The organism is Flavobacterium azooxidireducens (assembly GCF_023195775.1).
GTDB lineage: Bacteria > Bacteroidota > Bacteroidia > Flavobacteriales > Flavobacteriaceae > Flavobacterium > Flavobacterium azooxidireducens.
Window position 1 is genome coordinate 3468762 of the sequence record NZ_CP096205.1, and the last position, 12626, is coordinate 3481387.

The 12626-nt window shown below is 32.8% G+C and carries 15 protein-coding genes; 10 read left to right on the plus strand and 5 right to left on the minus strand.

Translation table 11 applies throughout. The annotated features are described in order from the left end of the window. Positions 1-29: 29 nt before the first annotated feature. Genes nhaA through M0M57_RS14970 form a run of 3 tightly spaced genes read left to right on the plus strand, consistent with a single transcriptional unit; the run spans position 30 to position 2282 of the window. Positions 30-1391 carry a Na+/H+ antiporter NhaA gene (nhaA, locus tag M0M57_RS14960; protein WP_248433884.1) on the plus strand — a complete coding sequence of 454 codons (1362 nt, stop codon included), beginning with the start codon at positions 30-32 and terminating at the stop codon, positions 1389-1391. A gap of 2 nt (positions 1392-1393) precedes the next feature. Then, positions 1394-2005, plus strand: coding sequence for a YqaA family protein (locus M0M57_RS14965; protein ID WP_248433886.1), 612 nt, complete (start codon positions 1394-1396; stop codon positions 2003-2005). Between the two features lies 1 nt (position 2006). Beyond that, on the plus strand, positions 2007-2282 hold the full coding sequence (locus M0M57_RS14970; RefSeq protein ID WP_248433888.1) for a DUF3817 domain-containing protein: 276 nt from the start codon (positions 2007-2009) through the stop codon (positions 2280-2282). 4 nt (positions 2283-2286) lie between these two features. Here M0M57_RS14970 and M0M57_RS14975 read toward each other — a convergent pair whose 3' ends face one another. Further along, positions 2287-2676: an acyl-CoA thioesterase gene (locus M0M57_RS14975; RefSeq protein ID WP_248433890.1), complete on the minus strand. Its 390-nt coding sequence runs from the start codon at positions 2674-2676 to the stop codon at positions 2287-2289. Between the two features lie 268 nt (positions 2677-2944). Between M0M57_RS14975 and M0M57_RS14980 the strand changes: the two genes are divergently transcribed. Continuing rightward, the gene (locus M0M57_RS14980) at positions 2945-4246 is read left to right on the plus strand and encodes an OmpA family protein (protein WP_248433892.1); all 1302 of its coding nucleotides are present in this window, start codon (positions 2945-2947) and stop codon (positions 4244-4246) included. Positions 4247-4326: 80 nt separating this feature from the next. Further along, a complete protein-coding gene (locus M0M57_RS14985; protein WP_248433894.1) occupies positions 4327-4731 on the plus strand; it encodes a glyoxalase in 405 nt (134 codons plus the stop codon). Here M0M57_RS14985 and M0M57_RS14990 read toward each other — a convergent pair. Beyond that, the gene (locus M0M57_RS14990) at positions 4728-5498 is read right to left on the minus strand and encodes an META domain-containing protein (RefSeq protein ID WP_248433896.1); all 771 of its coding nucleotides are present in this window, start codon (positions 5496-5498) and stop codon (positions 4728-4730) included. The genes M0M57_RS14985 and M0M57_RS14990 overlap by 4 nt on opposite strands. Before the next feature lie 306 nt (positions 5499-5804). Here M0M57_RS14990 and M0M57_RS14995 point away from each other — a divergent pair, with 306 nt between their 5' ends. From M0M57_RS14995 to M0M57_RS15015, 5 genes are all read left to right on the plus strand, one after another. Further along, positions 5805-6518 (plus strand): esterase family protein, encoded by a 714-nt coding sequence (locus M0M57_RS14995; RefSeq protein WP_248433897.1) that lies wholly within the window; start codon positions 5805-5807, stop codon positions 6516-6518. 21 nt (positions 6519-6539) lie between these two features. Beyond that, positions 6540-7496 (plus strand): ATP-grasp domain-containing protein, encoded by a 957-nt coding sequence (locus tag M0M57_RS15000; RefSeq protein ID WP_248433898.1) that lies wholly within the window; start codon positions 6540-6542, stop codon positions 7494-7496. A 33-nt stretch (positions 7497-7529) separates the two neighbouring features. Then, positions 7530-8639: a carboxylate-amine ligase gene (locus tag M0M57_RS15005; protein WP_248433899.1), complete on the plus strand. Its 1110-nt coding sequence runs from the start codon at positions 7530-7532 to the stop codon at positions 8637-8639. A 322-nt stretch (positions 8640-8961) separates the two neighbouring features. After that, the gene (locus M0M57_RS15010; protein WP_248433900.1) at positions 8962-9789 is read left to right on the plus strand and encodes a type 1 glutamine amidotransferase; all 828 of its coding nucleotides are present in this window, start codon (positions 8962-8964) and stop codon (positions 9787-9789) included. 75 nt (positions 9790-9864) lie between these two features. Continuing rightward, complete coding sequence (locus tag M0M57_RS15015) at positions 9865-11055, plus strand: hypothetical protein (protein WP_248433901.1); 1191 nt, start codon at positions 9865-9867, stop codon at positions 11053-11055. A 74-nt stretch (positions 11056-11129) separates the two neighbouring features. Here M0M57_RS15015 and M0M57_RS15020 read toward each other — a convergent pair whose 3' ends face one another. Genes M0M57_RS15020 through M0M57_RS15030 form a run of 3 tightly spaced genes read right to left on the minus strand, consistent with a single transcriptional unit; the run spans position 11130 to position 12563 of the window. Further along, positions 11130-11636 carry a hypothetical protein gene (locus M0M57_RS15020; protein WP_248433902.1) on the minus strand — a complete coding sequence of 169 codons (507 nt, stop codon included), beginning with the start codon at positions 11634-11636 and terminating at the stop codon, positions 11130-11132. Further along, positions 11629-12183, minus strand: a complete 555-nt coding sequence (locus M0M57_RS15025; RefSeq protein ID WP_248433904.1) for a hypothetical protein — start codon at positions 12181-12183, stop codon at positions 11629-11631. Before M0M57_RS15025 ends, M0M57_RS15020 begins: the two co-directional genes overlap by 8 nt. Continuing rightward, positions 12180-12563: a hypothetical protein gene (locus tag M0M57_RS15030; protein WP_248433906.1), complete on the minus strand. Its 384-nt coding sequence runs from the start codon at positions 12561-12563 to the stop codon at positions 12180-12182. Before M0M57_RS15030 ends, M0M57_RS15025 begins: the two co-directional genes overlap by 4 nt. Positions 12564-12626 lie beyond the last annotated feature (63 nt).

Genomic DNA, 12626 nt, shown 5'->3' on the forward strand with positions numbered 1-12626 from the left:
ACTCCTTTTCAAAAGCCTTTAAAATAAATATGAAGTATAGAATTAAAATCACTCCGATAGACAAATGGGTTATTGATCCTGTTAACCGTTTTATTGGTAAATCAACTACGGGAGGAATTGTTTTATTTCTTTCTGCTGTTGTTGCTTTAATTTTAGCAAATTCTCCATGGAAAGATGCTTATCATCACATTTGGGAACATAAAATAAGTTTCGGAATCGACAGTGATTTCATGTTAGACAAAACGCTACACCATTGGATAAATGACGGATTAATGGCTGTTTTTTTCTTTGTTGTGGGATTAGAATTAAAACGAGAAATTATAGGTGGTGAATTATCTAACCCTAGGAAAGCTATTCTTCCTATTGTAGCTGGCTTAGGCGGTATGGTTTTTCCGGCTTTAATCTATTTATTGTTTAATCCAACCGGTGAAGCTCACAGCGGATGGGGAATCCCAATGGCAACTGATATTGCATTTGCTTTAGGTGTTTTATTTTTACTGGGCAAAAGAGTTCCAACCTCACTAAAAGTTTTTTTAACTGTTTTAGCTATTGCTGATGATTTAGGTGCCGTTTTGGTTATAGCCTTTTTTTATACTTCTGATATTTCATTCACAAGTTTGATGATAGGATCTATTTTTATGATTTTATTAATTGCATCAAATTTACTTGGCGTACGAAATACCTTTTATTACGGAATTTTAGGAATTGCAGGAGTTTGGATGGCCTTTTTGCTCTCTGGTGTACACGCAACCATTGCCGGAGTGTTAGCTGCTTTTACTATCCCTGCTAATGTGAAGGTTGATGAAATTGGATTTGTAGAAAAAATGAAAGATTATTTAAATAAATTTAAACATGCCGATCCAAATGGAGTACCAACCGTTACACCGGAACAACTTCACATATTGGAAGATATGCGAACGCTATCTAAACAGGCAATGACACCACTTCAACGTTTGGAACACGGAATGCACCCTTTTGTAACTTATGCAGTAATGCCAATTTTTGCTTTAGCCAATGCAGGTGTTACAATTTCTTCCGATTCTACAAGTACGGGAATAAGCTATGTTGCAATTGGTATAATTTTCGGATTACTTTTAGGAAAATTTATAGGCATAGTTGGGCTTTCTGCTCTATTTGTAAAATTAAAACTGACTCCACTTCCAATGGGAATGACCTTTAAACATTTAATAGGTGTAGGTTTATTAGCTTCAATTGGATTTACAATGTCATTATTTATAGCAAACTTGGCTTTTAAAGATCCAGAACTTATTCATCAAGCAAAAATTGGAATTCTAATTGCATCCTTAATTGGTGGAACAGTAGGATTTTTATTTTTATATTTTAGCAACAACAAATCAGAGATAACGATCACAGAAGCTGATACACATTAATTATGCAACGCGAAAAAATTAAAAAAAATAAATGGAGGCAACTTCACATGTATTATACCTACACTGGTTTTTACAAGTTCATTCTTGATGGATTAAAAAGTGCTTTTTTACCAACGGCATTAATTGTTGGTGCATTGTTTTACGTACATTATTATGTTATAAATATCAATGAAGCTCTAACATTATTGACGCAACGGTATAGTGACTTAACCATATTCTCTGTGTTTTTTGCTTCAGAATCAATTTTGGGATTACTTCCACCGGACATTTGGATTGCTTGGACAAAAAATACCGACTACCCTATACTTTACCTATCACTTCTAGCAGTACTATCTTATTTAGGAGGCGTAATATCTTATTTATTAGGAAAAGCAATGCTGATTATTCCTTCTATAAATAATTTTATGGTAGAAAAAATGAGTAAACACATTGCTAATATGCGTAAATGGGGAGGTTTACTAATTGCTGTTGGAGCACTTTTACCGCTTCCTTTTGCAATGGCAGCTATGGCCGCAGGAATGATTAAATTTAATTTTAAAAACTTCTTATTGTTTGCCCTTTTAAGACTGATGCGTTTTGTAGTTTATGGATTTGCTATTTATCAAATGTTATAATATGTTAGAATTTTTTAAAAAAACTGCTCTATTAGAAGGTATTTCTCTTTTGGCACTTTTATTTTTTGCCATGCCAATGAAATACATATTTGACCAAGAAATTTATGTAAAAACCATCGGAATGGCTCATGGAGTTCTTTTTATAGTTTACATATTATTGGCAGTTATACTTAAATTTAGTTTAAACTGGAGTACAAAACTACTTGCAATAATCTGCATAGCATCAATTATTCCATTTGGAACATTTTATGTAGAACGAAAATATTTGACTAATTAATAAATTATTTCTCCAGCCTATCTTTTACATATTCTATTTTGGTTTTACCATGAGCAAGGGGTTTTCCGTCTTCACTCAAGTTAACCATGGTGATTGAATCCACAGAAATAATCGTTTCGCGTGTCATGATATTTCGAACTTCGCAAGTAAGTGAAATTGAAGTGTGTCCAAATTTCACTACATCTATACCAATCTCTACAATATCACCCGGCTTCGCTGAGCTTCTGAAATTTATTTCAGACATGTGCTTGGTAACTACTTTTGCATTTTCTAGTTGAATAATAGAATACAGAGCAACTTCTTCATCAATCCAAGCTAATAATCTACCACCAAACAACGTTCCGTTCGGATTCAAATCTTCGGGTTTTACCCATTTTCTAGTATGAAATCTCATTGTTAGTATATTAAATTCAATTACAAAATTAAGATTAAAAACAGCAACAGCTGGAATTATGTAACATATTTAGCGAAAAGGTTTTCGTAATTCAACTAAATCATTTCTACCTCATTATGTAAGTAAACTATATGCATTTCATCGCTAACTACTTTTATATTAAGAGATTATTTTTTATATTTTTTAACAAAAAAGTTGATTATCTCAACTTTTGAACTATCTTTGCACCCGTATAAAATTTGAACACTAAAATAAAATAAACACCAAAATGAAGAAAAACCTACTTATTATTTCTCTGTCAATCTTTGCATATGCAACTTCTTTCGCACAAGATTCTACAGAAGTATCTAAAGTTGATGAATACAATAAATGGTCTATTGAATTAAATGCAGGTCAAAGTAAAGGTATTAAACCTTATTCTACTGGTTATTTTGCCAGTAATCCTGATAAAGTACTAGGAAGTTTTACCATAAACCATTACGAACTTGGAGTACGTTATATGTTTAGCCCTACTTTTGGTTTAAAATTAGACGGAGCTTATGATAATCTTAAAAACTTAAGTGATGAAAGTTTAGATTTCGAAATGCAACAAATTAGAATTGGACTTCAAGGTGTTATTAATGCAGCTCGTCTTTTTGATATTCAAGAAAGTTTAGGTCGTTTTGGAATGTTATTCCACGGTGGAGTTCAAGTAGCTCAAATGTCTCCTCAAATGGGAATCAACGAAGGACGTAATGAGTGGAATGGCGGAATCATGGTTGGTTTTACCCCAGAAGTTAGAATTACTAAAAATTTAGCTTTAACTGCTGATTTTACACTTATTTCAAATGTTAGACAACACTTCAATTGGGATGGTTCTTATTCTGATTCAAATAACAACTTAGCCGGTAGTATGTACACCACTTCATTAGGTTTATCTTATTCTTTTGGTTCTCATAAAGTTCACGGAGATTGGGCAACAATCACTAGCAAGCAACAAGAAGAAATTGATGCTCTTGAAAAACGTGTAGGTCAAATTGAAAATGACATGAGCGATAGCGATCAAGACGGTGTGCCGGATTATTTAGATGCTGAACCAAACTCTATTGCTGGAGTAGCGGTTGACACTAAAGGAAGAATGGTTGACATTAACCAAAATGGCGTTCCTGATGAGTTAGAAAGATATTTGAACAATACTTATGTAACGAATGAAAGCTATAATGCTGACGGAAAAACTTCTGAAATGATGAAAAAATTCATCAATGATGGTTATGTTGCAACTTACTTTGATTTCAACAAAAGACAACCAACAAATGTTTCTACAGAAGGTATTGACTTTATTAGAACTTATTTGTTAAACAATCCTACAGCTACTGTTGATATTATTGGGTTTGCAGATGAAATTGGAAACACACCATACAACAACAAGTTAGCTAATGATAGAGCTACTAACGTGAAAAACATCTTAGTGAAAGCTGGTATAGCTCCTGAAAGATTAAATGTAATTTCACAAGGTGAAGATACTTCAGTAGATAAAGATTCTGCAGGTGCAAGAAAATTGGTAAGAAGAGTAACTTTCAAAGTGAAATAATTAACAATCGATTCTTAATAACTATAAATCAACCTCTGTTTTACGACAGAGGTTTTTTTATAACTTTAAAATAAAAAATCATGACAACAAGAGATAGTTACATTATCGAAAACAGAGGTGAAGCTCTTGGCGTGGTAACAGAACAATCTTCTAAAGAAGAAAGGTTTCAAAACGTAACCATCCGCCCTATTCTTAAACTTCAAAATGATTTGTTTGTTGATGTTTTTAAAAATTATATTTCAAAATATAAGAATGATTTTTATTCGTATTCTACCGAAAAGAAATTACAGTTTATTGAGAATTCAATCCAAAAGGATATCAAGTTCAGAAACTCATTAAAAGGAATGGTGATTGGATTATTTACTATAAATGAATACGAAGAATACATAAAAAATTCATCAAACCTTAATAAAAGAATGATGAATATGTTGATTGAAAGATTAAAAAGCAACATCCAGCTGTTTGATACCCAGCAAGCTTCTTAATCAATTTTCTTAAAAATAGCTTTCATACCGTCCGGATTTGTTAAATACAAGCGATTGTTTTTAATTTTATATCCGGTTGAGCTTTGCAGAGCTTTTAGAAACACATTTTCCATGTTAGTTTCGCCACAAGCCATTCTTGTGGAAATAATGTTCGTAAACCGCAACAATTCTCTTTCCTGAAAAATTGTTCCGGAAATACGATTGCAACCACCGTGACCATTAAATTTCTTTTCGGATGAATTTATTTCTATAATCGGAACTTCTTTAGCAAAATTATTTAAAGTCACTTTTTTGCCTTCCAATTCTTCTAAAAGCCAAATATCAAATAATCGGTAATCAGCAATATAATTTCCACATCCGGAATAGTTTACATTTTCCTTTTGATTATTTCTTTTTAAACTAATATCAACTTTATAATCATGTTTATTATCAGACATGCCATCAGAACAGCTTTGTTTGCTTATTGTCACTTCCATTTCGCCACTTTCTGTATTTACTCGGTATAATTTTACATTAGCATCCATCGCATAAATAGGTTCGCTATGTGGAACTAAAAATTCATTTTCGACTTCTATGCCTTGAAAACGAATTATTTCTTCAGAAATTTCTAAACTCCAAAACGGTTCTGTTCCAATTGCTTTAAAATAGCCTTCCGATTTCGATTTCAGCAAAGGAGCTTCTGGTGTAATGGATTTATTTTTAGTATTTGTTTTAGTAGAACATCCCACAATAAAACAAATAACAACTAGATATACTATCTTTTTCATCTCAAATAGAATTACAATTATAACCTTAAATTTACAATTTTTAATTAAGATTTTTCATTCTTTCGATGAAAACATTTCCTTTTTTAGATTGATTTTGTATTATTTTAAATGCATTTTTACTTCTTCCTGTCAAAAAGAATACATTTTTTTTGCAAATACTTAAATCGAAACCCCATAATCAAAGCTTTTTTTGAGCTTTTTACACCCTTTTTAAATTGTTAAAGACTAAATCATAAAAATAATCAAAACTCAATATTTTGTAGCTTAATATGATATTTTTTCATTATTATTGTTAAAACGAATGATATGAGAGAAGAATACTTCAAATGGCACTCCCCTAACCTTGGCAGAGAAATTCAAATGTTGGTTTTTGGTCATGCTGGTTATCCGGTAATTTTATTTCCCACTTCGATGGGAAGTTATCACGAAAATAGAGATCAAGGTCTGATTGCTTCTGCTAAATGGTATATCGAACAAGGATTAATTCAAATATTTTGTCCCGATAGTATTGATAAAGACAGCTTTTATAATAAAAAAATTCATCCCACACATCGAATACAAAACCATGTATTTTATGATAAAATGATTTGTCATGAAATTGTGGAGCGAGTGAAAAACAATACCTATTCAGGAAAAGTTGCCGTTGCCGGTTGTAGTTTTGGAGGATATCACGCAGCTAATTTTGCGTTTCGTCATCCTGGTTATGTTAGCCATATGTTTTCGATGGGCGGAGCTTTTAATATCAAAAGTTTTATGGATGGTTTTCACGACGATAATGTTTTTTATAACAGTCCTGAGGATTATCTGCACGGATTAAATGATCGTGAATTGTGGAATATGGACATTGTCCTCGGAACTTCCAATTGGGATATTTGTTTTGATGCTAACTTAAAACTCAGCCGAGTCCTCGCCCATCGCGATATTCCGCACTGGCTAGACGTTAGACAAGACCGCGAACACGATTGGCCGGCTTGGAAAGAAATGTTTCCGCACTATCTATCAAGAATTAAATTTTTTTAAACAACATAACACTTACCAACCATGAAGAAAATTGGAATTTTATTTGGAATGGAAGACACCTTCCCCCAAGCGTTCATTGATCGAGTAAATTCAAAAAACGAAAAAGGCATTGTAGCCGAAGCTGTTTCCATTGATAAAGTCGTTCAAAACAAAGCCACAGAATATGCCGTTATCATCGACCGTATTTCGCAAGATGTGCCATTTTACAGAGCTTATTTAAAAAATGCAGCTTTAACCGGAACCGCCGTAATCAACAATCCATTTTGGTGGAGTGCCGATGATAAGTTTTTCAACAACTGTTTAGCGGATGTTTTAGGAGTTCCGTTACCAAATACAGTGATCTTACCTTCTGCTGAACATCCAACCGATACAACCAGCAAATCATTTCGCAATTTAGCCTATCCAATGGATTGGGAAGCAATTTTTGATTATGTAAAATTTCCTGCTTATATGAAACCGTATGCCGGTGGTGGTTGGAAAAATGTCTATCGCCTTGAAAACCGAGATGAATTCTGGGAAGTTCACCGCGAAACCGGACAATTAGTAATGCTTTTGCAAGAAGAAATTGTTTTTGATCAGTATTTCCGCGTGTATTGTTTAGGTGGAAAAGCAGTCAAAATTATGCCTTACGAACCAAGAAATCCGCATCATTTACGTTATGTTGTGGATGGACCTCCGGCTGATAAAAAATTGTTAGCAACTGTAAAAGACTATACTTTACGTTTGTGTAAAGGTTTAGGCTATGATTTCAATACGGTTGAATTTGCCGTTCGTGATGGAATTCCGTATGCCATCGATTTTGGAAACCCTGCTCCTGATGCTGAATTGACATCTGTTGGAAAAGAAAATTTTGAATGGGTTGTCGAAGAAGCAGCGAATATGGCTATTGAATATGCTAAAAAGCACAAAGATGGTCAAATGAACTTGACTTGGGGAACTTTCATGAAAGGTTCTGTAAACGACGCCAAACGATTTTAATAAACTCCTTTTAAATAGAATAAAAGAACGACTATGAAGAAAGATTTACCCGTTTTTACACTCGGTGTAGAAGAAGAATATTTGATTATTGACCCGGAAACAAGAGATTTGCGTTCGCATATGTCCAAAATTGTAGATGGAGCCAAAATCATTCTTCAGGAACAAGTGAAAGCCGAAATGCACCAATCTGTTGTAGAAGTTGGTACAAACATCTGTAAAAACGTTAAAGAAGCCAGAGAAGAAATTACTTTTTTACGTAAAAAAATTGTCGAATTAGCCGCCAATCAAGGTTTGGTAGTTGGTGCTGCGGGCACGCATCCGTTTTCCAAATGGCAAGACCAACCCATTACAGATGATCCTCGTTATCACATGATTGTGAATGAATTGCAAGATGCCGCTCGCTCCAATTTGATTTTCGGAATGCATTGCCACGTGGGAATTGAAAGTCGTGAAGTGGGTTTACAATTGATTAACCAAGCGTGTTATTTTCTACCGCATATTTTTTCACTTTCAACGAATTCGCCTTTTTGGGAAGGAAGAAATACGGGCTACAAATCGTTTAGAACGAAGGTTTTTGATAAGTTTCCTCGAACAGGTTTACCGGAATATTTTGATTCGGTTCAATCGTATGACAATTTCTTAGAAACATTAGTCAAAACGAATTGCATTGATAATCCGAAGAAAATTTGGTGGGATTTACGTCTGCATCCTTTTTACAACACGATTGAATTCCGCATTTGCGATATGAGTTTAACTGTGGATGAAACGATTTGCATCGTCGCAATTATTCAAGCAATTGTAGCAAAATTGTATAAATTGAATACAGCAAACACTAGTTTTAATGTGTATCGATTGGCTTTGATAAAAGAAAATAAATTCCGTGCCGCTCGTTATGGAGTGCAAGGAAATATGATTGATTTTGGTCTGCAAAAAGAAGTGCCAACCAAAGATTTAATTCTCGAATTACTTGAATTTATTGATGATGTAGTGGATGAATTAGGAAGTCGAGACGAAATTAATTACGTCCACACCATCCTTCGTGAAGGAACCGGAGCCGCCAAGCAATTAGCCATTTTCGAACAAACACAGGATTTAACCAAAGTAGTAGATTTTATTACAAGCGAGTTTACAAAAGGAATTTAGAAGGAAGATTTTAGAATTTAGAAACATTTTTGTCATTCCGAAACATTTTTGTCATTCCGAAAGATGACGAAGTCGAATTAGGAATCTCCCGTCTTGACAGGCAAAAATGTTCACACAACGAAATCCTTCTAAATCCATTAAGCAAAGCTTCAAAAACAAAACCCGCGAAAATCCATTTAATCCAAAAAATCCGTGTTCCATTAAAAAAGTTTTAAAATCCGTGTTCAATTAAATTGTTAATTTCTATTGAATAAACAACAATAAAACCTTATCAGCCAACTAAATCAAAAGCGTTATCTTTGCATCAATAAATAGTTACCAAATGAATTCACAAATAAAAATAGCGATTTTAGATATGTACGACGGCGAGCCCAATCAGGGAATGCGTTGTATTTATGACATCATCAACCGATTTAATCAAATGGTTTCATTTCAAGTTTTTGATGTTCGAGGTAAAAATGAATTACCCGACATTAAAAAATTTGATATTTTCATATCAACCGGCGGTCCCGGAAATCCATTGGAAGGCGACGGAAAATGGGACGTGAACTATTTCAATTTAATCGATTCTTTGTGGAATTGGAATAACGAAAACGAAATGAAAAAACACGTTTTGTTCATTTGTCATTCGTTTCAAATGGCTTGCAAACACTTTGGTTTAGCCGAAATCACCAAGCGAAAAGACACATCTTTTGGCGTAATGACTACACATAAAGTGAATGAAGGTCTGACAGATCCATTATTTGAAGGGTTGGACAATCCGTTTTATACCATTGACAGTAGGGATTTTCAAGTGATTCAGCCTAAGTTGAAGAACATCAAAAAAATGGGTGCTCAAATCATTGCTTTAGAAAAAATCCGAGATCACGTGCAATACGAACGAGCGATTATGGGAATACGTTTTTCTAATGAGTTTGTGGGATTGCAATTTCATCCGGAAGCCGACCCATTGAGTTTCTTGGCTCATATGAAAAACAAAAGTTTCAAAGAAAAAATCATCAAGATGAAAGGTCGTCCAAAGTTTCTAAAAATGTTAGAAGATTTGGTGGATGAAGAGAAAATCTATCGCACAAACGAAACGATTATTCCAAACTTTCTTCGCATCGCCATCAACGATTTGATGAAACATAAAAAAATACTCTCTAACTAAGTTTTATAAATTTTAAATTCCAAAAAAGACACACTAGTAATTTCTGTTGTGTCTTTTTTTTAAAAATATTTTACAATGAATACAGCTTTCAGAAAACAATTCAACGAAGAATTCTCAACCGAAAAATACAATCAGTTAATTGATTCAATTACCGCTGATTTTGATTATAAACCGACTTTCAGAATTGGAGAAACACCTTTTTTCATTTCAAATGAATTAAAAGCTCAATTGTTAGAAGGTTGTAACGAAGTGATAGCTTTTATTCAACAAGACAACTTCAAAGAATTAACAAACAGAGCATTAGAATTAAACAGAAAAGTCCCAAACGAAGACAATCACACTACTTTTTTAGCCATCGATTTTGGTATTTGTGAAGAAGATGGAAAAGTTATTCCGAAGCTTATTGAAGTACAAGGATTTCCTTCGTTGTTTAATTTTCAGAACCATTTATCGCAAAAATTTGCTGACCTCTACCCTTTTCTAAATGAATTAACTCCTTATTTAAATGGTTTGGATAACGAATCGTATTTGAAATTAATCGAAGAAGTGATTTGCAATAATTACCCAAAAGAAAATGTAATTCTGTTGGAAATTGAACCTGAAAAGCAAAACACCAAAATTGATTTCTATTACTGCAAACGCGACATCGGAATTCCCGTAGTTTGTGTGACAGAATTAATTCAGAAAGGAAAAAAACTGTTTTACACCAATAATAAAGGAATTGAAATTGAAGTAAAAAGAATCTATAACCGAGTAATTTTTGACGAATTGGATTTGCGTACCGATTTGCAACTCAACTTTGATTTTTCTGCCGATTTAGACGTAGAATGGGCCGGACATCCGAATTGGTTTTTCCGAATCAGTAAATTTATTTTACCTTATTTAAAAGGAAAATATTTCATTGAAACCACATTATTAAGCGATTTAAAAGAAATTCCAACTGATTTAGAAAACTATGTGCTCAAACCGTTGTTTTCCTTCTCAGGAAGCGGCGTAATCTTCCACGTCAAAAAAGAAGACATCGAAGCTGTTACAGAAAAAGACTTATACATTCTACAGAAAAAAGTAAACTATCTTCCCATCATTCAATCACCGGATGGAAAAGTCAAAGCCGAAGTCCGCTTGTTAGCCGTTTGGAAAAAAGATGCTCCCTCGCCTACTTTAGTTACCAATTTAGTCCGACTAAGTCGTGGCGAAATGATTGGTGTGAAATTCAATAAGGATAAAGATTGGGTTGGTGGAACGGTTGGGATGTTTGAGAAATAGCACTAATTTTTTTAGATAGAAGTATTTCATCGACTGTTCTTTTCATACATTTTTTCTAATTCAATTTTTCTAATCTAAAATGGTATTGCAATAATTGAAAAAAATAAAGATGCAAAAAGCACAAACTTTCTGTCACTACAATTATTTAGTTCCTCTATTTCAAATTGATATCTACTATTATTATTGATTATTATAAATTTTTTATCATTTGCTTTTTTCTCTATTAACACATTTAGAGCTATTTTATCAATATTAGTATTGTTTTCTAGATTAATACGGTAAGTAGAATTATTTTTTAGTTTAATAACAAAATTACTATTAAAGTACGTTTGTTTAATTGGAAGATTAAAAGTGTCAGTAATCAATTGCGTTTTAATTTCATCCTTAATAAATTTTTTATTTTTATTATTCTCGAGTTTAAATGGATTACTATTGGCAACTACGATTTGGCCTATTATAACAATAACTAATATGGCAAAAATGTAATAGAATAAATTTTTTAAATTTAATCCATTATCATTTTCGTTTCTTAAAAATCCGAAAATATTTGAAAAATATTCGTGTGGTTTTATTCTATACATTTCTTTGTTTTATAGCCAATCTTTTAACTTCATTCAAACTTAAATTTGAATTTATAATTCTTTCCACCATTTCTCTCCTCAAACCCTCCAAATCATCATACTCCAAATACATTGCCCAATCTTCTTCATTTAAAATTTGTTTGATAGTTTTAATCGTTTTGGCGGTTTCGGAGGCATTTCGTAACGCAGCTTTTCCATCATAAAACGGCATATCTTTATGAAAAAAATCAATGGTTTTCAGTTCAAAATCAACTTGAATAAAGAACAAGTTGGCGGTTTCGTCATTAGGGTAAAAATCAGTCCAGCGAGAAAAACCTATTTTGGTGTGTTGGTTTTTATAGTTGGTTAATGGTAACAATCGCCAACGACAATTAGCCACTCTTCCCCAATGGTTGGAGATGCGGTAAACACCTTCCTCGGTAAAAAAATATTCACTTCCTGACTTACTTTTGAAATGCGATTTCTGCAACTCAAAATCCGTTTGAGAAACTTCTTTCCAATGGCAAAAAGTATGTTTGTGGAAGTTTTTGGAGTGGTAGGTTTTCAATGTTTGAGATTTATTCTTTTGGTGTTTTTTATGTAATAAGGAACTTTTTCCTTTTTTAAATAATTAAACAACAAATCATTATCAATTATTCCTTTATGAGCAATGAAATAATCGGTAGAATCTTTTTTATTGATATAAACTACAATCGGTTGATTCTCATTTGTTATAAAATCTCCTTCTAAATATTTTTTTGATAATGTTAATGTTGAATCCATAAATACTTTATAGTGAATATGGTATTCTTTAATCCTGAAAGCTTTATATACTATTTTAGTTTCTGTAACTAAACCCTGCTTTTTATCATAATCTGCTTCATTGAAAACATTTTCGTCTTTACAACCAAATAACAAGAATAAAAAAATAAAGTAAATCGGCTTCATTACTAAAGTATTGTTTTTATATTAGTTAGTTACACCTGACAGGTTTTTGAAACCTGTCAGGTG